Below are 25675 nucleotides of genomic sequence, written 5' to 3' on the forward strand. Positions count from 1 at the left end.
GGACCAGAATTCATCGGAGGTCAATGCCTGGCCGTGTTGCTTTTCGGTTCCAGGGCGTTTCCGACGGGTACGGCGCCGGTGGATGTGTTCAGTGCCGGTGCTCGTGGTCGGGGTGCGAGGGGTCGCCCGGGTGCTCGTGCCCCGGCGTGTACTCCACGTCGGCCCGCGCCCGGTCCAGCCAGTCGAAGAAGGCCTGCCGGCCCAGGGCCCGCCGCAGCTCCGCCGCGACGTCCTCGTGAACCGCGTCGTACGGCAGGAAGTCGCCCGGCTCCGCCCCGCCGTACGGGTCGACGCCACGCCGCAGCGCCTCCGGGGTGAGGAAGCGGTCCGGATTGCGGTCGTAGTAGTCCCGTACGGCCTCCTCCGGCACCCTCTGCTCGGCCTCCAGCGCCGCCAGCAGGGTGCGCGCGGCGGGGGAGTGGGCGAGCGTCACCGCGATGATGCTGCCCAGGGCGGCGACCTCGGTGCCGGACACCGCCAGCGGGCGGGCCGGTGCCTCGCGGGGCGGTGGCGCGAGCCCGCGCGCGGCGCACGCCCGCCGGGCCAACTCGTCGGCGACGACCACCTGCGTGGCCCACCGCCGCCGCTGTCGCTCCGCCCGCGCCTGCCCCTCCGGCCGGACCTCCCGGTCCCGCGCGGGCACCACCGCCAGCACGACGTCCACCCGCTCCCGGGCGACCGGCTCACCACCGACGAGCGCGGCGGGCACGCCGTCCGCCGTCCGTCCGTTCACGGTCCCACCTCCAGGGCGACCGCTTCCGAGTAGGCCACGCAGCCGTGCCAACCGGCCTTCGCCATCAGCCAGTACGACCCCACGGGCACCGCCGAGCCGTCGATCTCGATCGCGTACTCCGTGCTCTCCCCGGGGGCCAGGGCGAAGCCCTGGAGGCCCGGTGCCACGCCGGCCCACGTTCCCCACGAGGACACCGCCCAGAGCGCTCCGCCCACCGGCCCCCGGGTGGTGTTCCGCAGGCGCACCGGCACACGCGCCCGCTCGCCCCGGCGCACCTCGACCCGGTCGACGCCCAGCTCCATCACCAGACTCGGCCCGGTCCGCCCGTCCGGCTCGCCCCGGACCGCCGCGCCGGGCACGTCCAGGGCGACCACGTCCTCGAACGTCTGCCCGCCGTGGGTGAGCCGCGCCGCCAGCGCGTAACGGCCGGGCACCGCCCCCGGCGGGGGTGTCACGGTGACCTCGGTGAGCGAGAAGCCGCCCGCGCCGAGGGCGTACGGCAGTTCGGCGGGCTCGGCGCTCCAGCCGGGCGGCACCTCCAGGGCGACCGTGCCCGATGCCGGCGCGTCGGTGAGCTCGGAGGAGATCCGCACCGTCGCCGTGACCGGGCCGTCGGCGGTCAGCGCGGCCGGCGAGAGGTAGAGGGCCACGGGCATGTTGCCCCGGGGCGCCGGACCGGAGTTGTGCAGCCAGTACCGGGTGTGCACGGGCTGGGCGGGCTCGTGCGCGGCGACACCGGCACCTTCGTCGGGGAGCGCGCAGGAGGACGGAAGCTGCTCGGCGGGGCTCCCGTCGCCGGGAACGCCGGAGGTGGTCCCGCAGGCCCGTACGGGCGGCGCGGTGGCCATCGGCGAGGCCAGCACGGTGGCCACCTGGAACCCGGTGAGGTCCAGCTCCAACGCCCCGTCCGGGCCGGGGGCCAGCGCCTCACCGGGCCGCTCCAGGACGTCCGCCCGTCGGCCTCCGGCCCACGCCGCAGGCCCTGTCACCCGCGCCCGCACCGGCCGCCCGTCCACCTCGTGCGCCCGTACGACGACCTCGCGCGCTGGGTCCACGGGCGTGGTGCCGCCCCGGGCCAGCGGCGACCCGGCCGGCTTCAACGCGTCCAGGACGACCCGGCCCTCGGGCTCCAGCGCCAGCAGGGTCACGGTCCTCGGCAGACCGGCCGTCGTCTGGGCGGGCTCCCGCAGCCGTGCCGTGAGCGGATGTTCGGGCGTGCGCAACCGCCCCGTGAGCGGATGGTTGAAGGCGTGGCCCGCACGCGGCCAGCCCAGCTCGCGCCAGTCGCCCTCGCCCGCGACGACCGCGTACCCGAAGGTGTGGGACCAGCGCTGGAGCTGGAAGCCGGAGCCGTCGGGCGCGGTGCGGCGGGGCGGGTCGACCCAGATGCCGGAGGGCCAGCCGGTGCAGGAGCGCATCAGTGACATGTGGAGGTCGCCGGCGGAGGTGACGACACAGCCCGGGGTGCCCCGGTTCAGGATCGCGAAGCCCCGCCCGTCCCACGCGTCGCCCGGGGGCAGCGCCTCGCCGCCCCCGGCCGCGGTGGCCCGTACGGTCGCGTCGTCGAGGTCGGCGATCAGCGCGTCCACGGCCTTCGCGTCGTCCTCGGGGTGGGCGCCCGCCACCACGAGCAGCGGCAGCCGTTCCAGGTCCCGCAGGTCGGCGCCGGGCACCCACTCCTCGCGCAGGGAGGCGCGGGGCGCCACCCACACCGCCGCCAGACCGTCCTCGGCGAGCCGGCGGCGCAGTTCGCGGGCCGCCGCCGGGTCCCAGCCGAGGACTTCGGCGACCAGGGCGTTGCGCTCGGGGCCGCCGACGGCGATCCGGATGTCCGGCAGGTTGGAGTCGACCTCCAGATCGCCGTAGCGGGGGCCGCCCGCGATCGTCGAGGTGGCCGTGACACCGGTGCGGACCAGGGCCGCGGCGAGCGGCGAGCCCAGTTCACCGGCGGCGTCCCAGTCGCCGAAGACCAGTTCGGCGACGCCGATGGACCGGTGGCCGAGCAGGGCGCCGGTGTCGTCGTGGACGGCGACGCGGGCCGTGGAGCCGAGCCCGAACCAGGTGTTGGCCGGGTTGTCGAGCGTCCACGGGAACCGCTCGCTGTCCACCTCGACGAACCCGAAGCCGCGTCCGACGACCGCGTCCGCGACCTCGTGCACCGGCAGCCCGCCGCGCACGTCCGAGGGCCAGCGCACCCGGATCAGCCGGTCGGCACCGTCGTAGCCGTCGACGGTCGTCGTCACGTCCAGCCGGTCGACGCCCGCCCAGAGGGTGAGCCGCTGGGTGTACCGGAAGAGGCCCAGGTCGGCGCGGACGGTGATGCGGGAACCGGCCGGCGAGTGCTCGACATCGATGTCAGCGGTCACGTCCCGGCTCCGGGCGGCCGTGGTGCCGGTCGGGGTGAGGTGCCAGGGGCCCTCGCCGAAGCGCGGGTGCCTCGGGTACTCCTCCTGCACCACCAGCTCGTTGCCGATGTCTCCGGGCCGCAGCAGCTCCCGGCCGCCCCCGGCTCCGGCGAGCGCGCGCAGGCTGCTGACGCCGCCGCCCCGTGCGGGGTCGACGGTCACCTCGTAGAACTCGTTGCGGATCGTCGTCCCGTCGCCGGACGTCCAGCCGGGCACCGAACCGTCCGCCAGCGAGAGCGCCTTGAGGCCCATGCCGGGCACGTCCGGCACGACGACGCTCAGTTCGCCGTCCTCGGACACGGCGGGCAGCGGCAGGCCGGTGTGGTCCAGCGGGATCCGGCCCGGGTCGGAAACGGTCAGCACGTCCCTGCGCCGCCAGGTCGCGGAGTTGAGGACGACCAGGTCCGCCCCGTCGCCCGGCAGCGGCGCGACCCGGTCGGCGAGCGCCTGGGTGGCGTCGGCGTGCACCTCCCGCGCCAGGTCGTACAACTCCCGCCAGCCGGTGAGCAGATCGATGTACACCTGGTCCGACTCGGAGCCGGTGATGGCGTCGTGGTGGGCGCCGTAGATCAACTGCCGCCACGCCTTGTCGAGGGCCGCGTCCGGGTAGGGGTGCCCGGTGGTGAGGGAGGCGAGGGTCGCCCAGGCCTCGGCGTCGGCGAGGAGCGCCTCGCCGTACCGCTGGGCCTGCTTGGTGTCGATGTAGGAGACGTCCTTGCCGGTGTAGACCGGGTTCATGTCCCGGGTCTGCGGGGAGGCCGTGCGCCCCTCCCGCTCCAGCTCGGCGCGGACGGCGGCGAAGAAGTCCCGGGGGACGCCGCTGACGAACCGGGGCCAGACGTACCGCTCGTTCCAGTCCCGGTGGATGCCCATCACCCAGCGGCAGGGCGGCGCGTAGTCGCCGCCGACCGGCAGCAGGACGTTCCGGGTGAGCGCGACCTTCTTCAGGCCCCGGAAGAGCTTGAGCGCGGCGGCCTCGGCCTCGGGGAGCGTCGGCGCGTTGTCGATGGCCCAGCCGGCGCCGTAGTGGTTGACCATGTACGCGGTCAGCAGGCCGCGTCCGGAGGGGGCGATCCAGCTGAACTCCGCCGGGAACTGCATCCGCCGCGGATCGCGCGGCTCCTCCCCGAACACCGACAGGGTCGGCCCCCACTGGTGGAAGGGCCCGCGCGCCCAGGAACTCGACGTGACCCCCGCGTCCGCCATCAGCCCCGGGAACTGCGGGTCGTGCCCGAAGGCGTCCAGCTGCCAGGCGGTCTCCGGCGAGGCCCCCATGATCCCGCGCTGGAAGCCGTCGCCGTACAGCGCGTTGCGCACGGTCGCCTCGGCGCCGGTGAGGTTGGTGTTGGGCTCGTTGTAGGTGCCGCCCATGATCTCGACACGGCCGGCGCGGATCAGCTGCCGGAGGAAGGCCCGCTCCTCGGGGAAGGCGTCCCAGTACGGCTTGAGGTAGTCGACCTCGGCGAGCACGAAGGTGTACGCCGGATCGCGCCGGGCCAGATCGCAGTGGGCGCGGACGAGACTCATGCCGGACTGGCCGCGCGAGTCGAAGGTCCGCGCGGGCAGGCCGGTGACGGCCGGGTCGTCGGCGACGTCCCAGGTCTCGGTGTAGGCGGCCTGGGTGTTCCACCAGACGGGGTCGTAGTGGAAGTGGCTGACCATGAACATGGTCCAGCCGGGCTCGGCGACCGTGAAGCCGGCGGTCCGCCGGGCCACCAGGTCCCCGTCGGCGGCCGTGACGGTGATCTCCCGGTGGTCGCCGGCGGCGAGACCGTCCGTGGCCACGGGGATCTCGGCGCGTACGGTGCCGTCCTCGCCGACGGTGACGACGGACTGCCCGGCCGTGCGTACACCAGGGCCTTCCACGCTCAGCCGGGCCGGCCGGCCCGCGTCGTGCTCGACGACCACGGCGACCACCTGCTGCGGCTGGTCCTCCGTCCCGACGAAGAGCTCGGTCGACTCGACAGAGATGACGCGCATGGGGCTCCTACGAGTGCTCGGGGGAGCCCCATCCTGGCAGCGTGGGGTGGTTCAATCAACCATGCATCGGAATATTGGTTGATTCAACCAGGCAAAATCGCTCGCCGCCCCGGCCACGCCGTGCCCCGGTCAGCGGCTGCGCCGGGACTTCACCGCGTGTGCGCCCGCGATGTGGTCGGTCAGCGCCAGGGAGGCGCTCGCCCGCTGGTAGGAGAGCTGGCCGACGCGGACGTAGAGGCAGTCGATGAGCATCAGCACGGAGTGGCGGGCGCCGATGCTGCCGGTGCGGAAGCTGGTCTCCGACGACGACGCGATCAGCCGGATGTCGGCGGCGCGGGCCAGCGGCGAGCGGGGATCGGCGGTCAGGGCGATGGTGGTGGCACCGCGCTCCCTGGCCAGCTCGAACGGCTCGATCACCTCCCGGGTGGCGCCCGAGTGGGAGATGCCGATCGCCACGTCCGCCGGGGTCAGCAGGGCGGCCGACGTGGTCGCCGCGTGCACCTCGGTCCAGCCGCGCACCGCGCAGCCGATGCGGAACAGCCGGGTCTCCGTCTCCTGCGCGACCGCGCCGCTGCCGCCGACGCCGTACACGTCCGTGCGCCGCGCGCGGGCCACGGCCTGCGCGGCCCGCTCCACGGAGTCCAGGTCGATCCGGTCGATGGTCTGCTGGATCGCCCGCAGATCGGCGGTGCCGACGACCTGGACGACCCGCTCCAGGCTGTCGTCGGGGGAGATGTCCGGGCCGATCTCGGCGCTGCCCCACTCCGAGGACTCGCCCCGGCCCCGCTCCTGGGCCAGCTCGATCAGCAGATGCTGATAGGAGTCGAGGCCGATGGCCCGGCAGAACCGGGTCACGGTTGCCTGGGAGGTGCCGGTGCGCCGGCCCAGCTCCGCGGCCGAGCAGTGGGTGACGGCGGCCGGATCCTCCAGGATCAGCTCGCCGACCTTCCGCAGGGAGCCGGCCAGCCGGGGCAGCTCGGTGCGGATCAGGGCGGTGACATCGGTCGAGGGCATGCAGAGAAGGTATCAGCCACCCGTTGGCGCATCGACTGAATACCAGGACCGGCCTTCGCGGCCGCACTCGGGGGTGAACTGCGCCATTGCACCGGATGCCGCGCCTGTGATTCAGTGATTCACTGATAGGTGTGTATGGGGTGGTTCAATCCACCAGTGGGGAGTCTCAGGTGTCCGTCGAGTCCGCCAACGAGTCCGTGACCGAGCCGGTGAGCGCCGACCGCTTCGCGCGCGAGGGCCTGGCCGTCCTGCACCGTCTCACCGAGTCCGCGCGCGCCGACGTGAGCGCCGCCGCCACGCTGATCGCCGACTGCGTCCGCGAGGACGGCGTCGTCCATGCCTTCGGCACCGGCCACTCCCAGGCCATGGTCCTCGAACTCGCCGGCCGCGCCGGCGGCTTCGTGCCCACCAACCGGATCCAGATGGCCGACCTCGTGCTCTTCGGCGGCGACCACCCCAGCGGCCTCGACGACCCGCTGCTCGAACGCGAGCCCGGCATAGCGGTCCGCCTCTACGAACTGGCGGCCCCACGCCCGCAGGACCTCTTCGTCGTCATCTCCAACTCCGGCGTCAACAACGTCATCGTCGAGATGGCCCTGCATGCCAAGGAGCGAGGCCACCGCCTGCTCGCTCTCACCTCCCTCGCCCACACCCACTCCGTGCCCGCCACCCACCCCAGCGGCAAGAAGCTCGCCGACCTCGCCGACGTCGTCCTCGACAACGCGGCCCCGCGCGGCGACGCCCTGCTGGAACTCCCGGGCGGCGGTGCGATCTGCGCCCTCTCCACCCTCACCGGCGTCATGCTCGTCCAGATGACCGTCGCCGAGGTCGCCGCCCAACTCCTCGCCTCCGGCGACCGCCCCCCGGTCTACGTCTCCGCCAACGTGCCCGGCGGCTTCGAGAGCAACCTGGGACTGGAGCAGCGGTACGCCGGCCGCATCCGGCGCACCGCCAGCTGATCACTCGCGGACGCCTAGGGCACCGGCACGGGCGTCAGCGCGACCGCCAGTGGATAGGCGCCGGTCGTCAGCGGCGCCCCCGCGGTGCCGGTCGCGGTGTCGACCGGCACCAGCCTGTTCCCGTCGGCCGTGGTGACGTAGGCCGTGCCGCCGTCCCAGTCCAGGCCGACGTCGAACGCGGACCTCCCGACGGTGATCCGCCTGCCAGGTGCGCCCGTCACGGTGTCGACCGGTGTGACGTGGTCCCCGGTGCTGGGGCTCACCCACAGCGTCCGGCCGTCCGGTGACAGCCCGAGCCCGTACGCCTGACCGGAGACGAGCAGCGTCGGCTCGGTGTCGTTGCTCGCGGTGTCGATCGGAGTGACCGTCGACCCACCGGAGTTGGACACGTACACCGTCTTCCCGTCCGGCGCGGCCACGACGTTGAAGGGGCGGGGACCGACCGGGATCGCCGCCCCGGCCCTCCCGGTGCCCAGGTCGACCGGCGAGACCGTGTTGTCGTGGATGTTCGCCACGTACAGCGTCCGTCCGTCCGGGGTGATCGCCATGTTCTCCGGTCCCGACCCGACCGTGACGGTCGCGCCCGCCCGGAGCGTGCCCGTGTCCACCGGCTGCACCGTGCCGTCGGTGTAGTTGGCGACCCACAGGGTGCCGCCGTCCGGCGTCAGCGCGAGCCCGGCGGGGACACGGCCCACCCGCACGGTGGCGGTGACCTCGCCGCGCGCCACGTCGATGACGCTGACCGAGTTCGAGCCCTGGTTCGCGGCGTAGGCGGTCCGGCCGTCGGCGCTCACGACCACCTCACCGGGGTTCGCGCCCACGGCGATGTCCGTGCTCTTCCCGGACGAGAGGTCGATGGAACTGACCGAGGCCCCGCTGAAGTTGGCCGTCAGAGCTCTCGACGCCCCGTCCCCGTCGGTGACCCGTACCGGGATCGCCCGGTCGAGGACGCCCGAGCCGGACACGACGACGGAGTGCACGCCCTCGGTGACCCCGGTGAGGGTGACCTCGGCCGAGGCACCGCCCCCGGCCGGGACGGTCACGGTCCCCTCGGCGGGCGTGGCCGTCACCCCGTCCGGTACGTCGAGTTTCCAGGTCACCGTCCGCGCCTCGGCCGCGGAGGAGAAACGGAGGGCCACCGACCCGGAGGCCCCCGGCTTCAAGGAGAGCGAGCCCGGCGCGAAGGAGGCGTCGACGCCGGGGTCCGGCGCGTGCCGGAGCATCGCCTGGTACAGGAACTGGTCCATCACCCCTGGCGACACCTGCTGCGGTATCGCGTCCAGCGCCTTGCGCTCGCTCCGCAGCCGGTTCCAGTATCTCGACACCGCGTCCGCGTCACCCCGCTCACCGGCCAGCAACAGGTCCACGGCCGTCAGTCCGGCGGTGCCGTAGGAGCCGAGCTTGTCCAGCCAGGGCGAAGTCTCCTTCAGGAAGCCGGGGTTGGCGAGACGGGCGCGCAGCTTCGCGGGCGTGGCGGCCATGTCCGTGAAGTACGACCGCAGCGCGGCCGCCGCCTCGTCGAGGCCCCTGCCCTCCTCGTACGCCTTCTGGAACGCGGCGAGCAGTCTGGCCAGTGTGGGGGCCTCGGTGGCGTCGAGCTGGGAGGAGTGGCTGTTCTCGGCGAAGATCCGTAGCCACGGCGCCGCGCCCGGCCCCGCCAGGTCCCGCACGGAGGCGAGGAAGGCGGCCCGGGGGTCGTACGCCTCCGCGTTCCAGAGATAGGCCGCCGACGTGAACAGCGCGAGCTTGCTCGCCTCCGCCTGCACCATCGGGTTGGCGGTGACGCCGACGGACTCACCCGCCACCCCGGCCTCCCGGCCCGTGTAGGGGCCGAGCAGGAGGCGGCTGGTGACGTAGTCGTTGACCGGGTAGTTGTCCCAGACCAGGATCGGATGGCCGTAGACCGCACGGGCCTGCCGCAGCTGCGCGGCGGTGATCGTCGGCGCGATCACCCCGACACCGGTCCACTCCACGACCACGTCCGCGTCCAACCGCTCGCGCAGCGCCTTCTTGTACGGGGTGTCCGCGAGGTCCGAGTACTCGGTGGGGACCATCTCCAGCGGGTGGAGTCCGGTGCGCCCGGCGGAGAACTCCTCCCACACCCGGTTCAGCAGATGCGCCTGAGCCTCGCCGGCGGCGCCGCCCCCGCTGCCGAAACGTTCCTCGTCCGCCGCGCAGTTCCACTTGGTGTAGCTGATGTCGTCCAGCGGGATCGCGAAGGACCGCACCCCGATGTCGTACAGCGAGGCGAACTTGCGGACCAGGGCGGTGATGTCACCGTCCGAGGAGTAGCAGACCGACAGGCCGGGCGAGAGGGCGTAGGTGAAGCGGACGTGGTTGGCGGCGGCCCGATCGACGAGTTCGCGCACCTGGGCGAGTCGGTCGGCCGGGTACTCGTCGCGCCACCGCTCCCGCAGATACGGGTCGTCCTTGGGGGAGTAGACGTACACGTTCTGCTTGGTGCGGCCGTAGAAGTCGAGTTGGCTCAGCCGTTCGGCGTGGGACCAGGGGGTGCCGTAGAAACCCTCGACGACACCGCGCAGTGCGGCTGTCGGCCAGTCCCGGACGGTCACCTCGGGCAGGTGCCGGCCGGTGAGAAGTTGGCGGAGGGTCTGGGCGGCGTAGAACGTGCCGGTGGTGTCGGCGCCGGAGAGGGCGAGCAGGGTACGGCCGGAGCCGCGTCCGGAGGCCAGGACGTATCCCTCGGCGGGCAGCCCGGCCGGGGATCCGACGCCGAGCCGGCGCAGCGCGCCCGCGGTCGCCGGGTTCTCGTCGGGCCCGCCGACGTAGACGGTGAGCCCTGCGGAGGGCGGACGTTGCCCGGCCGGCACGGTGACGATCCGGTCGGCCCCGGCGGCCCGCAGCGCGGTCTCGACGGTCCGCTGCGCGGAGGGGTCGGTGCGGGGCCCGACCACCGCCACCACCCGGTCGGGAACGGCGAGTCGACGTCCGTCGCCCTCGATGTGACGGGGCGTCGGCCACACCTCGGGCACCGACGGGCGCTTCGCGGAAGACGGCGTGGACGGCGTGGACGGTGCGGACGGTGGGGCGGCGTCCGCCGGGAACGACGGGAGGCTCAGGCTCAGGGCCAGCAACAGCGCCCAGGGGAGACGCCGGGGGCGTGGGAGGAAAGAGGTGATTGAAGCCATCGAAAGAGGCTAGAGCTGCTGAATCAAGCATTCAATAGCGCCGGGCCGAACGCGATGTCCCGGCGGGTGGCGTGGACGACGTCGACGAGGTGACGCGCGCGGTGCTCACCGCGTCGCGGCTGTTGGCCGCGATCTCCGCCCGGTCGCTCACCGCCGTCGGGGAGCGGGTGACGCTGCCGCAGTTCCGGATGCTGGTGGTGCTGTCGGTGCGGGGCGCCACGAAGCTCGTCGTCCTCGCCGATCAGCTCCAGGTCGCCCCGTCCACCGCGATGCGCATGGTGGACCGGCTGATCGCCGCCGGGCTCGCCGACCGGCAGACCAACCCCGACAACCGCCGCGAGACCCTGCTCCGGCTCACCGACGAGGGCCGGCGTGCCGTCGAGGAGGTCACGGCCCGACGGCGCACCGAACTCGCCACGGTCGTCGAGCGCCTCGCCCCGACGCAACGGGCGGCGCTGGTCGAGGCGTTGACCGTGTTCAACGCGGCGGGCGGGGAGTCCGTGGCCCCGGCGACGGACGACGCCGAGCCGCGCCCGCTCGGCTGGGTGGACACCGGGGTGGGCGGAGGAAGCTGACGCGGATCGCGCGAAACCGCCATAGGGTGCTTTCGGGGCGCCGTGTCCTCGCCCTCCCTGTCCGGTGTCGCCCCGAGCCGTGAGGACGTGGACGTATGAGCGCGCATCCCGCCGTCTCCCGCGAGGACTTCGACGCACTCTTCGCGGCGGTCCGTACCTGGGGTCGCTGGGACCGGGCCGACCGTGGCGCGTGGAACCGGGTGACCGAGGACCATGTGCGGCGGGCCGTGGCGGGAGTGCGGTCCGGCGTGGTCGTCCCGATGGCACTGCCCTGGAACACCCGGTCGGGCCCGGACAACCTCAGGCCCGCCCTGCACCACATGACCGACCTCGGCGACGTGGAGGGCCCGGAGCCCACGACCCACAAGGACTTCGTCGCTGCCGACTACCACGGCAAGGCGGTCACCCATCTCGACGCCCTGAGCCACATCGCCTACGCGGGACTCCTCTACGACGGCAGGCCGGCCCGCGAGCACGTCGACGCCGCGGGCGCCCGCTTCGGCGCGGTGTCGGCGCTCGGCCCCCTCGTCACCAGAGGGGTCCTCCTGGACCTCCCCGCCGTGCTCGGCGTCCCCTGGCTGGAGCCGGGGCACGCGGTGCGCGCCGGGGACGTCCTCGCCGCCGAGGAGGCGCTCGGCGTGACGATCGGCGAGGGGGACGCGGTGCTGCTGCGCTCCGGGCACGTGCGTCGGCGCGCGGAGCTCGGCGCCTGGGACCCCGGTGCGGCGAGCGCGGGGTTCCATGTGGACGCCGTACCCCTGCTGGCCGAACGGGGCATCGCGCTGCTCGGCGGGGATGGGGACAGCGATGTCAGGCCGTCGCCCGTGGCGGGCGTGCACTCGCCGGTGCACGCCCTGGCGGTGGCCGCGATGGGGGTGCCGCTGCTGGACAACCTGGACCTGGAGGCGCTCGCAGCCGCGACCGCCGAGGCGGGACGGTACGAGTTCCTGCTCGTCGTGGCCCCGCTGAACGTCCCGGGCGGCACGGGTTCCCCGGTCAACCCGGTCGCCGTGCTGTGACGCCCGGGACGATCACCGAGCGTGACGAGGTCGGTGGACCGTGACTCGTGTTGCTGATGCCCGTATCCTCGTCAATGCCAGATATTTCCGATAAGCGGATTGTCCAGGGCGCGAGTGAGGCCAGCGTGGTGCGGTCCGACGGCGAGCCGATACCCACAGGGCGTGCGACAGACGGCACGGGCCCCACCCTTTTCCGTGAGCGGTTTCTGCAGGGGGAGCCGCTGGAGTCGGGTGTGCGCGCCACGATCCTCGACTCCTGGCGGCGCTGCCGGTCCCTGGGGCTCTCCCCGGAACGCTCCGACCTCCCCTTCCGTGACGACTTCGACCGCGAGGACCCGGTCGCCCGTGCCGCCGCGCCCGTCCTCGACCGGCTGGAGTCCACGTTCGCCGGCAGCGCCATGAACATCTCCGTCGCCGACGCGGACGGCACGGTGCTGCTACGCCGCTTCGGCGAGGCGTCCCTGGCCCGAGGGCTCCCGGACATCCAGACCGTGCCGGGGTTCGTGTTCGCCGAGCGGTTCGCCGGCACCAACGGCATCGGGCTGGCCCTCGCGGAACGGCGGCTCATCCGGGTCTACGGCGCCGAGCACTTCGCCGATCGCTCCCAGGGCAGCGCCTGCCGAGCGCTTCCCGTGCGCGACCCGCTCAGCGGCCGGATCGAGGGCGTCCTGTGCTTCGGATATCCGCGCGACTTCGAGAACCCGGCGCTCACCACCGTGATCCGCAAGGCGGCCGCCGCCATCGAGCGGCGGCTCCTCGGGCAGAGCTCCGCACGTGAACGCTCCCTGCTGCGGGCGTATCTGGACGCGGGGGTCGAGGCCGACGCGGACCCGCACCGCGTCGTCGGCGTCGACGAACTGGCCCTCGGGCTGCGCCCCGTCGACCGGGCGGCCCTCCTGGAGAAGGCCGCCGAGCTGATCTCGCGCGCGCAGCGGGCGGCCGTCGAGGTCTCCCTCACGGACGGCCGCCGTGTCACGCTCGTCAGTCGCCCGATGACCAGCACCTCCGGGGTGGAGGGCATCGCCGTCGAGGCAGTCCTGCACGCCTCCTCCCCGTCGGAGGCCCTCTCCTCCCCACGCGGGGTCGAGCCGGTGCCGAGCCTCACCACCGGGCCCGCGAGCCCCCTCACTCAGCTCGCGCCCGTCGACCCCTCGATCGTCCTCCGCGTCCGTGACGTCCCGCTCGCCGTGGCCTCCGGCGCACTCACCGTCGTCACGGGCCCCGGTCAGCTGCGCGAGGTCCCACCCCCCGCCGGCGCCGCCACGACGGGCATCGACGGCACACCCGAGGGCCGCACCCCGACACCCCCGCGGAAGCCCTCGCCCCGGCACCCCGCTCACCGCGGAGGGCCCACCTCCTGCCGCCGACGGCCTGCCGCACACCCCGTGGCCCCGCACACCTCCGTCCCCTCGCCTTCCGCCGACGGCCTGCCCGGCGACCGTTCCGGTCCCCCGGCGTCGGAGCGCGGTCTGCTGATGGTGGGGGAGCCCCACGTCGGTGGCTACGCCCTGGCCGCGCGCCGTCGGCTGGAGCTGCTGTCCGAGGCCAGCGCCCGGATCGGCACCACGCTGGACGTGCGCCGCACCGCCCAGGAACTCGCCGAGACGGCGGTCCCGCGCGTCGCCGACTTCGTCACCATCGACCTGGCCGAGCCCGTGCTGCGGGGCGAGGAGGCCGCCGACCCGCGCAGTGATCTACGGCGGGCGGTGGTCCACGGCATCCGCGACGACCTCCCCTTCTGCCCGGTCGGCAAGCAGGTCGACTACGGCCCGGCCGTGCCGCAGCTGCGCTGCCTGACCAGCGGCGAGGCCGTGCTGGAACCGGACCTGAGGGCGGCGGCGGGCTGGCTCGCGCAGGACCCCGAACACACCGAGCGGCTGCTCGGCCACGTCCACTCCCTCATCGTGGTGCCCCTGGTCGCCCGGGGCGTCGTCCTGGGCGTCGCTTCTTTCTACCGTGCCCAGGACCCCGCCCCCTTCGGCGACGACGACCGCTCACTGGCCCAGGAACTCGCCACCCGGGCCGCCCTGTCCATCGACAACGCCCGGCGCTACACCCGCGAACGCACCATGGTCCTGGCCCTGCAGCGCAGCCTCCTCCCGCAGGGGCTCCCCGACCGGGACTCCGTGGAGGTCGCCCACCGGTATCTGCCCGCCGAGTCCGACGTCGGCGGCGACTGGTACGACGTCATCCCGCTCTCCGGGACCAGGATCGGCCTCTTCGTCGGTGACGTCGTCGGCCACGGCATGCTGTCCGCCGCCACGATGGGCCGCGTCCGCACGGCCGCCCGCAGCTTCGCCGAACTCGACTTCCCGCCCGACGAGGTCCTCACCCACCTGGACAACCTCGTGGGACGGCTGGACCGGGAGGACCCCGTCTCCGACGGCGGCGGCATCATCGGCGCGACCTGCCTGTACGCCGTCTACGATCCGACCTCGCAGCAGTGCAGCCTGGCCCGCGCCGGCCACCCGCCGCCCGCCCTGGTAGGTCCCGACGGCACCGTGACGTTCCCCGAACTGCCCGCCGGGCCCCCGCTCGGCCTCGGCGGACTGCCCTTCGAAGCCGTCGACGTCCATCTGCCCGAGGGCAGCACCCTCGTCCTCTACACCGACGGCCTCATCGAGGACCGCGAACGCGACGTCGACGTGGTCCTGGACCAGCTGCGCGCGGCCCTCGCCCACCCCGAGCACACCCCGGAAGAGACCTGTCGGATGGTCCTGGACACCGTCGCGTCCCCCCACCCCGGCGACGACATCGCCCTGCTCGTCGCCCGCACCCACGCCTTCGACCCGCGCCGCGTCGCCACCTGGGAGCTGCCCGCCGACCCGGCCCGCGTCAGCGAGGTCCGCGCCGCGGCCCTGCGGCAACTGGCCGACTGGGGCCTGGACGACGCCGCGTTCGCCGCCGAACTGGTGCTCAGCGAGCTGATCACCAACGCGATCCGGCACGGTGCCGGGCCCATCCGCGTACGGCTGCTCCGGGACCGTGCCCTGATCTGCGAGGTCGCCGACACCAGCAGCACCGCCCCGCACCTGCGCCGGGCGGCCACCACCGACGAGGGCGGACGCGGTCTGTTCCTGGTCGCCCAGCTCTCGCAGAGCTGGGGCACGCGCTACACGGCGGAGGGCAAGGTCATCTGGGCCGAATGCGGGCTCGACAGCGCCTGAGGCGAAGGGCCCGGCATCCACGACCGGTCGGGGCGGCCCGACCTCCGCCCCGCCGGGGTCGGCGACGGCACCAGATGTCGCCAATGGTGTAAAAGGCGCGAATAAGGCGAAATGGGCAGTTAGCATCGCTCGCGCAAGTCGAAGTCGGAAGAACTCGCCAGGCCGACCCCCGGAGCTGTCCGTGCACGACGCTCACGACACCTCTGCGCAGCCGACCCCGCCCGGCGGGGCGGAGCCGCTGGTGCGTGTCCGTGGCCTCACGAAACGCTTCGGCGGCACCCTCGCACTCGCCGGGGTCGACCTCGACGTCCACGCGGGCAGCGTCCTCGCGCTCCTCGGCCCCAACGGAGCCGGGAAATCCACCCTCATCAAGATCCTCGCCGGAGTCCACCACGCCGACTCGGGCCGGATCACCGTGGACGGGCACCCGCTCGGGACCCACGCCGCCCACCGCATGTCCTTCATCCACCAGGACCTCGGCCTCGTGGAGTGGATGACGGTCGCCGAGAACATCGCCCTGAGCACCGGGTACGCGCGCCGCGCCGGACTGATCTCCTGGCGGCGCACCCGGGACCGCTGCGCCGAGGCCTTGGCGCTCGTCGGAGGCGCCGTCGATCCCGACACGCCGGTCGCCCGCCTCGGCCCCGCCGAACGGTCACTGGTCGCCATCGCCCGCGCCCTGGCCACCCGGGCCGGGCTCATCGTGCTCGACGAGCCGACCGCCCGCCTCCCCGCCACGGACTGCGCCCGCCTCTTCCGCGTCCTGCGCGCCCTGCGCGACCGAGGCCACGGCATCCTCTACGTCAGCCACCGCCTGGACGAGGTGTACGAGGTCGCCGACTCCTTCGCCGTCCTGCGCGACGGCCGTCTCGTCAGCCAGGGCGCGACGGCGGGCCACAGCCCGCTGCGGCTGGTGCGCGACATCACCGGTGAGGAACCGGCGGGCCCACGCCCCGGCCCGGCACCCGGGCGCCCCCCGGTACCGCTCGCCGCCCCGGTGGTGCTCGCCCTCGACGGCGTACGGACCTCCGGCGCCGGACCCGTCGACCTGGAGCTGCGTGCCGGGGAGGCCCTGGCCCTGGTCGGGCTCTCGGGCGCCGGACACACGGAGCTCGGCCGAGCCCTCGCGGGGGCCCGCCCCCTCCTCGGCGGACAGGTCCTGCTCGACGGCAGCCCCTACCGGCCGCGAACCGTCACCGACGCCGTCGCCCGCGGTGTCGCCCTCGTCCCCGGCGACCGGCAACGGGAGGGCTGCCTGCCCGAACTGACCGTACGGGAGAACCTCCTGGCCAACCCCCGCGCGGGGGACGGGCCCCCGCCCCGCTGGATCGCCCCCCGCAGGGAACGCGCCGCGGCCGCCGCGCTGATCGAACGGTTCTCGGTGCGCCCCCGTGACAGCGAGACGACCATCACCACCCTGTCCGGCGGGAACCAGCAGAAGGTCATGATCGGCCGCTGGCTCCGGACCGGGCTGCGCCTGCTGATCCTGGAGGAACCCACGGCGAGCGTCGACGTCGGGGCCAAGGCCGCGATCCACCGCCTCCTGGACGAGGCACGGGCCGGGGGCCTCGCGGTCCTGCTCGTCTCCACCGACTTCGAGGAGGTGGCGGGCGTGTGCGGGCGCGCCCTGGTCTTCGTCCGGGGAGCGGCGACCGCCGAGCTGAGCGGCCCCGCCCTCACCGTCGCGGGCCTGACCCGGGCGGCCTCGGCCATGCCCCTCCGGCACCGCGACGCACCCGTGACCGCCCGCCGCCCCCGCCCGCCCCGCGCCCGCGCGCTCGCACCGGCTGGGCGCCCGAGGCGGCCCCGGCGGGCACCTCGTCGGCGCCTACGGTCTCCTCGGCCTGACCGTCCTGCTCGTCCTGGTCTTCTCGCTGACCCTGCCGCGCACCTTCCCCACCCTGGACACCCTCGACGCGATCCTCTCCACCCAGTCGATCCCGGCCGTCCTCGCGCTCGCCGCCATGGTTCCCATCGTGACCGGCGCGTTCGACCTCTCCATCGGCTACGGCCTCGGACTGGCGCACGTCATGGTGCTGTACCTCGTCGTCGAGGCCGACTGGCCCTGGCCGCTCGCCTGCCTCGCCGTGGTCGTCGGAGGGACGGTCGCGGGCGTCCTCAACGGCGTCATCGTCGAGTTCGGCCGGATCGACTCCTTCATCGCCACCCTCGGCACCGGCAGCATGATGTACGCCGTCACCGGCTGGATCACCGACGGCGGCCGGATCGTCCCGGGCCCCCAGGGCCTGCCGCCCGCCTTCACCGACCTCTACACCTCCACCTTCCTCGGGCTTCCGGTCCCCGCCTTCTACGTGCTGGCGCTCACGGTCGCCCTCTGGCTGGTGCTGGAGCGGCTGCCGATCGGGCGGTACCTGTACGTCGTCGGCTCCAACCCGCGCGCCGCCGACCTCGTCGGCATCCCCGTCCGCACCTACACCGTCTGCGCCTTCGCCACGTCCGGCCTGATCGTCGGCTTCGCGGGGGTGCTCCTCGCGGCCCAGCAGCAGATCGGCAATCCGAGCGTCGGCCTCGACTATCTGCTGCCCGCCTTCGTCGGAGCCCTCCTCGGCTCCACCGCGATCAGACCGGGCCGTCCCAACGCCCTCGGGACCCTCGTGGCCGTCGCCGTCCTCGCGGTCGGCCTCACCGGCATCGCCCAGATGGGCGCCGACTTCTGGACGGTGCCGCTCTTCCACGGCGGCACCCTGCTCCTCGCCGTCGGCCTGGCCGGTTACACCGCCCGCCGCCGACTGCGCACCGGCGCCTTCACGTCCCGCACCGCCCCCGCCGCACCACCGGAAGCGCCGCCGGCACCGCCTCCGGACGGCACCCCGAAGGACGGGGCCGATGAACTCCCTCCGCTCCCGCTCCCGCTCCGCGCCCCGCCCTCGCACCGCCGCCGGCCGGGCGTGCGCGGCGGCATGCCGTCGCCGATCGGAGGTCAGGACTCCCCGGCCGAGGTCCGGGGCGCGGACCGCGACCGAGGTCCCGGGGCTCTGGTCCCCTGCCAAGCTCTCGGCCCGCGCCGCGTCCCGGCCACCGCCCCGCTGTCGGCCGGGCGTGCCCGGGCGGGCCCGTCGCCGACCGGAGGTCGAGACGACCGAGGCACAGAGCCCGCGGACGTCGACCAAGGACCCGGGCTCCGGCCTCAGCCAGGCCGCGGGGTGCGGACCGCCCCTGACCCCGGCCCCGGACCGCCCCTGACCCCGGCCCCGGACCGCCCCTGACCGGGGCCCGGACCGTCCAGGCCCCGGATCACCCCGGCCGCAGACCCCGGCAGCGTTCCCCGCTCGTCCCTCCGCGAGGAGTCCCCGTGCACCACAACCGCAAGGCCCGCTCCGGTACCCTCCGGGCCCGTCGTACGGCGGCCGCCCTGCTGACCGCGGCGGCCACCGCCGTGCTCGGCGGCTGCGAACGCGGATCGTCCGGCGACCCGGAGCCCCCCGCCACCGGCACGAGCGGCTGCCCCGCGGTGCAGGCGCGGGCCGAGGCCGCCGTCGAACGGGCGGAGCGCGACGACGTCCCCTGGAACGGCCCGACCACCGGGCCCAGGGCCGTGACCGGCAGAACCCTCGTCTACGTCGCCCAGACCATGACCAACCCGGGAGTCGCGGGCGCCGCCGAGGGTGTACGGGAGGCCGCGCGGGTCGTCGGCTGGGACCTGCGGGTGATCGACGGCGGAGGCACGCCCGCCGGCATCCAGGCCGCGATGAGCGAGGCCGTGGCGCTCCGCCCCTCCGGCATCGTCATCGGCGGCTTCGACCCCACCTCGACCTCGCAGCAGATCACGCGGGCCGAGCAGGCCGGCATCCCGCTCATCGGCTGGCACGCGGTCGCCGCCCCGGGCCCCAGCGAACGCCCCGCTCTCTTCACCAACATCACCACCCGGGTCGAGGACGTCGCGCGGATCAGCGCCCGCTGGGTCATCGCGACCTCGAACGGCGAAGCGGGGGCCGTGATCTTCACCGACGCCTCCATCCCCTTCGCCAAGAACAAGTCGGAGCTGATCAGGAAGGAACTGGCCACCTGCGCGGGCGTGGACCTCCTGGCCTACGTGAACATCCCGATCCCCGACGCCAGCAGCCGCACGCCCCGCGAGGTCTCCTCGCTGCTCTCCCGGTTCCAGGACCGCTGGACCCACTCGGTCGCCATCAACGACCTGTACTTCGCCGACGCGGCCCCCGCCTTCCGCGCGGCCGGCAAGGACGGCTCGGGCCCGCCGTTCAACATCGGTGCCGGGGACGGCGACCCCTCCGCCTTCCAGCGCGTCGACAGCGACCAGTACCAGGCGGCCACCGTCCCCGAACCGCTCACCCTGCAGGGCTGGCAGATCGTCGACGAGTTCAACCGCGCCTTCTCCGGCAGCCCTGCCAGCGGCTATGTGGCGCCCGTCCACATCAGCACGGCCGACAACAGTGACGGCGCCACGAGCTGGAACCCGTCGGGCTACCGGGAGGGGTACCGCGAGATCTGGGGCAGGTGACGCCGCGGGGATCCGACGGCAGGGCCCCGGGCGGCCCGCGGTGGCCCGCCGGTCACAGCCGCAGGACGATCAGCGCGGTGTCGTCGGTGTTGCCGGCCGGCGGCAGCAGATCCGCCAGCAGGGCGTCGGCCAGCGTCTCCGGGTCCTTCTCGCGGTGGTGGGCCAGGGAGGCCGCGAGGCGTTCCAGACCGCTGTCGATGCTCTCCGTACGGCGCTCGATCAGTCCGTCCGTGTACAGCACCAGGGTGGAGCCCTCGACGAAGGACGTGCGGGCCTGGGGCCGCGGGACCTGGACGGGGCGGGCGGCGAGCGGCGGGTCGGTGGCGCCGTCGAGGAAGGTGACGGTGCCGTCGGGACGCACCAGCGCGGGCGGCGGATGGCCCGCGCAGCTGTAGGTGATGGTGTGGTCGGTCCAGTCGATGAAGGTCGTCACGACGGTGGTCGACTCGGCGCCGTCGACGGAGCGGGCGTAACGGTCGAGGGCCTCCAGGGCCTGGGCCGGACCGTCCGCGACACGCGTGGCCCCGCTCAGGGCGCTGCGCAACTGCCCCATGGCGCAGGCGGCGGCCAGACCGTGGCCGACGACGTCACCGACGGCCACCGCGAGACCCTCGCCGTCCAGCCCGTCCAGCCCGACCAGGTCGTACCAGTCGCCGCACACGTTCAGCGCGCCGATGGCGGGCCGGTAGCGCACGGCGGCGTCGTGCGACCCGATGGGGCCGGGCGGGGGCAGCATCGCCGCCTGCAGCGCCAGCGCCACCTCGCGCTCATGGGCGTGCGCCGTGCGCAGACGTTCGTTGACCTCCTGCAGTTCGCGGGCGCGGGTGTAGAGCTCGGCCTCCAGCACCCGGGCCCGGCCGTCCTCACCCGGACCGGGGGAACCGCCCCGACCGGCATCGCCGGCGCCGCCCCGGGCGCGGATGAGTTCGGTGACCTCCTCCACGCGGTGCACGATCAGGACCACCTTGCCGTCGGCGCCCAGGACAGGGGCGTTGACGGGGCTCCAGTAGTGCTCCTGCCAGAGGCCGGGCCGCTGCGGGTCCTCGATGTCGTAGCGGAGCAGCGCCATCGTGTCGCGCTCCCCGGTGGCCACGGTGCGCAGCATCGACGCCTCCGTCTCCCGCATGCCGGCGGCGGCCGGTTCGTTCGGGTTCTCGGGGAAGACGTCGAAGATGTAGCGCCCGAGCAGCTGCTCGCGGCTGCGGCCGGCCAGCCGCAGGAAGTCGTCGTTGGCGTCGGCGTACACCAGATCGGGCGTGAGCAGCGCCACCATGCCGGGCAGGGCCCGGAAGACCTCCGCATAGTCGATATGCGGTTCCCTCATGTCCAGCCTGCCTTGGCGCCGAGCGTCGGTGTGTCGTTCCACGATAGGCGCGAACCGGCCGCCGGACCCGCCGGTCCGCGGCACACGTACCGGAACCTTCCCGATCCGCCACGTGGGTGTCCCACGAAAGAGTGGTGAGCGCCGCGGACCGGCCCGATCCGCTCGCCTCCCCGGGCGGCGGATCGGGCCGGACCGACCCGTTCAGAAGATGCCTGGGCCGGGAGTCAGGACGCCCTGCGGGTCGAAGCGGGTCTTCCACGACGCGAACCGCTCCCAGTCCGCGCCGTAGTGCGCCCGCCAGTCGGCCGCCGTGAACGCGCACGCGCCGTGCGGGTAGCGCACTCCGCCGACGGCCGCCGCGTCCTGGTAGAAGCGGTAGTTGCGGTCCGTCATCCGGGAGGCGAAGTCCGGGTCGGGGCCGGACCGGGCGGCGTCGGTGAGCACGCTGACCAGCCAGACCCAGGGGCCGCCGGTGTCGTCGGGCAGCCGCAGCAGCGGTCGGCCGTAGCTCGCGCGCAGCATCGGGAAGACGAGGCCGAAGCCGGTCGGGCCGAGGTCTTCGGCGGTCAGCGACGGGAACACCGACGCGACGTACTCCTCGACGGCATCGTCCGGCAGGAAGAGGTCCGACCAGGGCTTGACCTTCGCGTCCCAGTCCAGGTTCGCCGCGAACGCGTCGTACATGTCGGTGACCAGGGATATGTACTCGAGATAGGTGTAGTCCTCGAAGGCGGCCAAGGCCGCGGCGGGGCTGAGCCCGCGCAGGAGGTGGGACGCGTCGGGGGTCTCGCCGGGATTGTGGAAGACGGTGGCCCACAGGACCAGGGGCTGCGCCGTGCCGGGCTGCGGAATGCTGCCGAGCGAGTCGAACTCGCCCCGGTTCGCGAGGACTCGGATGTCGCGGAAGAAGGTCGGGATGTCCGGGTAGCCGATCCGGTAGGTGCGGGCCAGCCGCTTGGCCGGCACCAGGCCGACGGTGGCGCGGGTGATGACGCCGCACTGTCCGAGTCCGGCGAGTGCCGCCTCGAACAGGTCGCTGTTCTGCGCGTCGGTGCACCACCTCGCCCGGCCGTCGCCCGTGACCACCTGGAGCCGCCGGGCGTGATCGACCTGCGCGCCGACCCGGTAGGACGACATCATCCCGATGCCGCCCATGGACAGGGTCCCGCCGATCGTCGCTTTGGTGTAGCTGGTGATCGACGCCGGGGTGAGGCCCTGCTCGTACGCGGCCTCGATCAGGTCCTTCCACAGCACACCGGCGTCGACGTCGGCGCCGTCCGGGCCGATCGAGTGGATCGTGTCCAGTGACCGCATCTCGACGACCAGGCCCCCGCTCACGAGCGGTTGGCCGAACATCGCGTGGTGGGCGCCGGCCGGGGCGACCGGGATGCCGTGATCGGCACAGAAACCGACCATCTTCCTGATGTCGCGCACCGATCCGGGCCGCAGCACCGCGCACGGTGTCCGGAACACGATGTTGCCCTGGTCGTGCGCGTTCGCCGCGAGCGACGCCGCGTCGAAGACGAGCGTCCCGTCGAGGGACGGGGCCGCGGCGAAGGACGCGCCGTCCGCTGCCGCGGCCTCGGTCACCCACTGCCGGGTGAGCAGATCGAAACCGGCCACGAGTGCCAGGGTTCCGGCTCCGAACCTGGCCAGGAACTGCCGTCTGCCGACGGAACCGGTGGGTCTTTCTGTCATGACAGCCTCCGTGATGTCGACGCGGCGGATCGTCGGCACGCCGCGCCGGGTCTGTCGTCCTGCCGGGGGTGGGAGTCGGTGCGCGACCGGTGCTCGACCGAACCGGCGTGCTGACCCTCCGTGATCGTCATCACCAAGAGCGATCCCCCCTGACAATCCGCTTACGGCTCATCATGACTTCTCGCAGGCCCCTCGCGCGATGGGATCGGCGAGCCGGAGGCGCTCGGCGGGGCGGTGGGAGCGCTCGCAGAAGTGGATTTGGCGCCAGGCGCGGCAGAAAGCCCTATTCGGCCTTACTCGTGTGAGCGTCGCGCGGCTCAACCAGCTCAGGGATTGCGCAGGTTGACGATCCGTCACCAGGTCGAGTGATGATACGATCACCGCACTTACCGAACGGACGGATAGGTGCAAAAGGAGCACCTCTCGCCATTCGTGGAGGCCTGGGTGGCAACCCCGGAGTGGCTGGCCTTCGGTCTGTGTGAATTGACGGAAATTCAGTAGCTGGCCATCGGCCGCCTGAAGAGGGTCTCATGACGCAATACATACAAAATCCGGCGCTCTGGGCACTCATTGTCGTAACCCTTGCCGCCGTCGCCCTGATCATTCGTCAGCGACGGGCGGCGCGAGCATTACGGCAGGAGATCGCAGGGCTCAGAAATCACTACGGTGAATTGGAGAGCCAATACTCGGATTCCGTCCGCGCGGCCCAGCAGGAAGCCGAAGGTGAGACGAGGACGGCCCTGAAGTCGGCGATGCGGACCCTGCAGGGTCTCGCCGCGGAGCAGCAGCGCATCATCTCCGGGCTGCAGCGCAAGTACGGCGACTCCGTCATGCTCCAGGACCTCCTGGAGATCGACCACATGAACGCGCAGTTCGGCCGGCGTGCCCAGTCCATCGCCGTGCTGTGCGAGGGCTGGCTCGGCCGCCACCGCGACGTGGCCTCGGTCTACGACGTGGTCCGCAGCGCCCAGGGCAGGATCCGCCACTTCCAGCGGGCCCACATCCTGTCCAAGGTCGACTTCGGCGTCACCAGCCGGGCCGTCGAACCGGTGGCGCTGGCCCTCGCGGAGCTCCTCGACAACGCGACCAGCTACTCCAGCCCGGACACCGTCGTCGAGATCAACGTCCGCTCCGTGCCCAAGGGCGTCTGCATCATCGTGGACGACGCCGGTGTCGGCATGAACGAGGAGGAGAAGGCGAGGGCCGAGAGGCTCCTGACGAGCGAGCGCGTCACGGGTGTCTCGGGGCTCGGCAACCCTCCGCAGTTCGGCTTCGCGGTGATCGGTGTGCTCTGCGAGCGGTTCGGCTTCACGGTGTCGGTGGACTCCACCTCCCCCTACGGAGGTGTGCGGGCGGTCGTGCTGCTGCCCGACGAGCTGCTCACCGCGATGCCGGAGCCCAAGCAGCCTGCGGTGCCGGTGGATTCGGCCCCGCCGCGGGAGGTCCCGGCCCCCGTGGAGGTCGGGCCGTCCGTGTACGACACCGCCTCCGAGTCCTCGCTGCCCGTGGGCACGACCGAGGACGGTCTGCCCAAGCGGCGTCGCAAGCGGCCGATGGCCCTGGTCTCCAACGGCCCGTCCGCCGCCCCGGCTCCGCGGCGCCGCAGCGAGGACACGGCAGCGATCATGGCCGCCTTCAAGCAGGGCACGGACGCCGGTCGCGCCACTCACCCGGAGGCGGGGGAGCGGTCGAGCGGCCCCCATGACGCAAGCAGCGAAGGGCACGAGGTCCAATGAACAACGATCTTTCATGGATGCTTGACAGCGCCCTGGAGATCCCCGGAGCTCTCCACGCGGTTCTGGTCTCCTCCGACGGGTTGCTGAGGGCCCGTTCGAAGGGAGTGGACAAGGACGACGCGGACAAGGCCGCCGCCGCGATGAGCGGTATGCAGTCGCTGAGCCGGTCACTCGCGTTCTTCTGCTCCCGCTCGGATCTGCGCTGGCAGCAGACCCTGGTCGAGTTCGACGGCGGCTGGATCTTCCTGATCTCGGCCGGGGACGGCGCCTACCTCGCGGTGTCGGCCTCCTCCGACGTCGACATGGCCGACATCACCTTCCGGATGCAGCAGCTCGTCGGACAGCTGGGCAAGGTCATGACCGCTCCGCCCAGGGAGAGCAGCGTGGTAGGGCCATGACCGATTCCGACAGGCATGAGCACGAGGCCGCCGAGTTAGTACGGCCGTATGTCATCACCGGTGGCCGCAGCCTCCCCGGCGAGAGTCAGTTCTCCCTGATCACGCTGGTCACGGCGGTCGCCGACCAGCAGCAGCGACCCGCGCGCCTCTCGCCCGAGGAGCAGGACCTGCTGCGTATGTGTGTCGGAGGTTACCTCTCCGTCGCCGAGATCGCGGGGCACATCCAACTGCCGGTGGGAGTCGTGAAGATCCTGCTGGCCGCGCTCTCCGAGGCCGGCTATCTCGTCACCCGTCCGCCGGAGACCCGTGCTCCCGTCGCCAACCTGAAGATTCTCGAGGAGGTGCTCAATGGTCTCCAGTCCAAGTTTGGATGAACGGGCGTACGTCCCGGGCGGAGAGACGCAGACCGCCGTGAAGATCCTGGTCGTCGGGCACTTCGCGGTGGGCAAGACCACGTTCATCGGGTCGATCTCCGAGATCTCGCCGCTCTCCACCGAGGAGACGATGACCCAGGCGGGCGAGGCGATCGACGACCTCAAGGGCGTCCAGGGCAAGACCACCACCACGGTCGCCATGGACTTCGGCCGCCTCACCGTCAGCGACCGTGTCGTGCTGTATCTCTTCGGCACACCCGGCCAGCAGCGCTTCGTACAGATGTGGGAGGACATGGCACGCGGCGCCCTCGGGGCGCTGGTGCTGGTCGACCCCGAGCGGCTGGCCGACTCCTTCGCCGTGATCGACCTGATCGAGCAGTACGGACTCGACTACGCGATCGCGGTCAACCATTTCGACGGTACGTCGATACGTGACGCGAGGGCGCTGCGCGAAGCGCTTGATCTCCTCGACGACACCCCCATCGTCACCTGCGACGCGCGGGACGAACGGTCGTCGGCCGAGGCTCTGATCACGCTCGTCCGCTACTTGATGGACCGCGCCCGATAGGAGCAGAGCAGACATGACCCCGACCCCACCCTTCCCTCACCCCGCCCGGCTGCCCGGCCCACGACAGCGGACGGCGCATCCCGCTGTACGGAC

At 73.1% G+C, this 25675-nt stretch carries 15 protein-coding genes and 2 pseudogenes; 11 read left to right on the top strand and 6 right to left on the bottom strand.

Annotated elements, in window-relative coordinates:
* Positions 1–88 precede the first annotated feature (88 nt).
* From E4N62_RS47110 to E4N62_RS47120, 3 genes are all read right to left on the bottom strand, one after another.
* Entirely contained in the window at positions 89–733 is a 645-nt protein-coding gene (locus tag E4N62_RS47110; protein ID WP_230224616.1) for a peptidyl-prolyl cis-trans isomerase, read from the bottom strand.
* Positions 730–5118 carry an NEW3 domain-containing protein gene (locus E4N62_RS47115; protein WP_230224617.1) on the bottom strand — a complete coding sequence of 1463 codons (4389 nt, stop codon included), beginning with the start codon at positions 5116–5118 and terminating at the stop codon, positions 730–732. Before E4N62_RS47115 ends, E4N62_RS47110 begins: the two co-directional genes overlap by 4 nt.
* Positions 5119–5247: 129 nt before the next feature.
* Positions 5248–6132 (bottom strand): MurR/RpiR family transcriptional regulator, encoded by an 885-nt coding sequence (locus tag E4N62_RS47120; RefSeq protein ID WP_184896979.1) that lies wholly within the window; start codon positions 6130–6132, stop codon positions 5248–5250.
* A 170-nt stretch (positions 6133–6302) separates the two neighbouring features.
* On the opposite strand from E4N62_RS47120, the gene E4N62_RS47125 reads away from it, so the two are divergent.
* The gene (locus E4N62_RS47125) at positions 6303–7091 is read left to right on the top strand and encodes a sugar isomerase domain-containing protein (RefSeq protein WP_230224618.1); all 789 of its coding nucleotides are present in this window, start codon (positions 6303–6305) and stop codon (positions 7089–7091) included.
* Positions 7092–7105: 14 nt separating this feature from the next.
* On the opposite strand, the gene E4N62_RS47130 is transcribed toward E4N62_RS47125, so the two are convergent.
* The gene (locus E4N62_RS47130) at positions 7106–10240 is read right to left on the bottom strand and encodes a beta-N-acetylglucosaminidase domain-containing protein (protein WP_230224619.1); all 3135 of its coding nucleotides are present in this window, start codon (positions 10238–10240) and stop codon (positions 7106–7108) included.
* Between the two features lie 71 nt (positions 10241–10311).
* Between E4N62_RS47130 and E4N62_RS47135 the strand changes: the two genes are divergently transcribed.
* The 6 genes and pseudogenes from E4N62_RS47135 (at position 10312) to E4N62_RS47160 (ending at position 19484) form a co-directional block, all read left to right on the top strand.
* On the top strand, positions 10312–10815 hold the full coding sequence (locus E4N62_RS47135; protein ID WP_230224620.1) for a MarR family winged helix-turn-helix transcriptional regulator: 504 nt from the start codon (positions 10312–10314) through the stop codon (positions 10813–10815).
* A 95-nt stretch (positions 10816–10910) separates the two neighbouring features.
* Positions 10911–11834, top strand: coding sequence for a cyclase family protein (locus E4N62_RS47140; protein ID WP_230224622.1), 924 nt, complete (start codon positions 10911–10913; stop codon positions 11832–11834).
* 125 nt (positions 11835–11959) lie between these two features.
* On the top strand, positions 11960–15001 hold the full coding sequence (locus tag E4N62_RS47145) for a SpoIIE family protein phosphatase (RefSeq protein ID WP_230224624.1): 3042 nt from the start codon (positions 11960–11962) through the stop codon (positions 14999–15001).
* A 181-nt stretch (positions 15002–15182) separates the two neighbouring features.
* A pseudogene (locus tag E4N62_RS47150) lies at positions 15183–16743 on the top strand (sugar ABC transporter ATP-binding protein).
* A 45-nt stretch (positions 16744–16788) separates the two neighbouring features.
* Positions 16789–17823 (top strand): annotated as a pseudogene (locus tag E4N62_RS47155) (ABC transporter permease); the annotation flags it as partial.
* A 491-nt stretch (positions 17824–18314) separates the two neighbouring features.
* Positions 18315–19484 (top strand): substrate-binding domain-containing protein, encoded by a 1170-nt coding sequence (locus E4N62_RS47160; RefSeq protein WP_230224626.1) that lies wholly within the window; start codon positions 18315–18317, stop codon positions 19482–19484.
* 52 nt (positions 19485–19536) lie between these two features.
* On the opposite strand, the gene E4N62_RS47165 is transcribed toward E4N62_RS47160, so the two are convergent.
* Together E4N62_RS47165 and E4N62_RS47170 are read right to left on the bottom strand one after the other, a co-directional pair.
* Positions 19537–20808, bottom strand: coding sequence for a PP2C family protein-serine/threonine phosphatase (locus E4N62_RS47165; RefSeq protein ID WP_230224628.1), 1272 nt, complete (start codon positions 20806–20808; stop codon positions 19537–19539).
* Between the two features lie 201 nt (positions 20809–21009).
* On the bottom strand, positions 21010–22506 hold the full coding sequence (locus tag E4N62_RS47170; RefSeq protein ID WP_230224630.1) for an FAD-binding protein: 1497 nt from the start codon (positions 22504–22506) through the stop codon (positions 21010–21012).
* A gap of 530 nt (positions 22507–23036) precedes the next feature.
* Between E4N62_RS47170 and E4N62_RS47175 the strand changes: the two genes are divergently transcribed.
* From E4N62_RS47175 to E4N62_RS47190, 4 genes are read left to right on the top strand one after another with little or no spacing between them, the layout of a single operon-like run.
* Positions 23037–24242, top strand: a complete 1206-nt coding sequence (locus E4N62_RS47175; protein ID WP_230224631.1) for a sensor histidine kinase KdpD — start codon at positions 23037–23039, stop codon at positions 24240–24242.
* Entirely contained in the window at positions 24239–24640 is a 402-nt protein-coding gene (locus E4N62_RS47180; RefSeq protein WP_086748649.1) for a roadblock/LC7 domain-containing protein, read from the top strand. Before E4N62_RS47175 ends, E4N62_RS47180 begins: the two co-directional genes overlap by 4 nt.
* Positions 24637–25014: a DUF742 domain-containing protein gene (locus E4N62_RS47185; RefSeq protein ID WP_184896998.1), complete on the top strand. Its 378-nt coding sequence runs from the start codon at positions 24637–24639 to the stop codon at positions 25012–25014. Before E4N62_RS47180 ends, E4N62_RS47185 begins: the two co-directional genes overlap by 4 nt.
* Positions 24989–25582 (top strand): ATP/GTP-binding protein, encoded by a 594-nt coding sequence (locus E4N62_RS47190; protein WP_013005331.1) that lies wholly within the window; start codon positions 24989–24991, stop codon positions 25580–25582. Before E4N62_RS47185 ends, E4N62_RS47190 begins: the two co-directional genes overlap by 26 nt.
* The last annotated feature ends 93 nt before the right edge of the window (positions 25583–25675 follow it).

Source organism: Streptomyces sp. MNU76 (assembly GCF_020982545.1).
Classification (GTDB): domain Bacteria; phylum Actinomycetota; class Actinomycetes; order Streptomycetales; family Streptomycetaceae; genus Streptomyces.

Bases quoted from the DNA above. Each gene is read 5' to 3' on its own strand.
- E4N62_RS47115 (WP_230224617.1), bottom strand. From the start codon at position 5,118: ATGCGCGTCATCTCTGTCGAGTCGACCGAGCTCTTCGTCGGGACGGAG.
- E4N62_RS47120 (WP_184896979.1), bottom strand. From the start codon at position 6,132: ATGCCCTCGACCGATGTCACCGCCCTGATCCGCACCGAGCTGCCCCGG.
- E4N62_RS47130 (WP_230224619.1), bottom strand. From the start codon at position 10,240: ATGGCTTCAATCACCTCTTTCCTCCCACGCCCCCGGCGTCTCCCCTGG.
- E4N62_RS47140 (WP_230224622.1), top strand. From the start codon at position 10,911: ATGAGCGCGCATCCCGCCGTCTCCCGCGAGGACTTCGACGCACTCTTC.
- E4N62_RS47165 (WP_230224628.1), bottom strand. From the start codon at position 20,808: ATGAGGGAACCGCATATCGACTATGCGGAGGTCTTCCGGGCCCTGCCC.
- E4N62_RS47170 (WP_230224630.1), bottom strand. From the start codon at position 22,506: ATGACAGAAAGACCCACCGGTTCCGTCGGCAGACGGCAGTTCCTGGCC.
- E4N62_RS47175 (WP_230224631.1), top strand. From the start codon at position 23,037: ATGACGCAATACATACAAAATCCGGCGCTCTGGGCACTCATTGTCGTA.
- E4N62_RS47180 (WP_086748649.1), top strand. From the start codon at position 24,239: ATGAACAACGATCTTTCATGGATGCTTGACAGCGCCCTGGAGATCCCC.
- E4N62_RS47185 (WP_184896998.1), top strand. From the start codon at position 24,637: ATGACCGATTCCGACAGGCATGAGCACGAGGCCGCCGAGTTAGTACGG.
- E4N62_RS47190 (WP_013005331.1), top strand. From the start codon at position 24,989: ATGGTCTCCAGTCCAAGTTTGGATGAACGGGCGTACGTCCCGGGCGGA.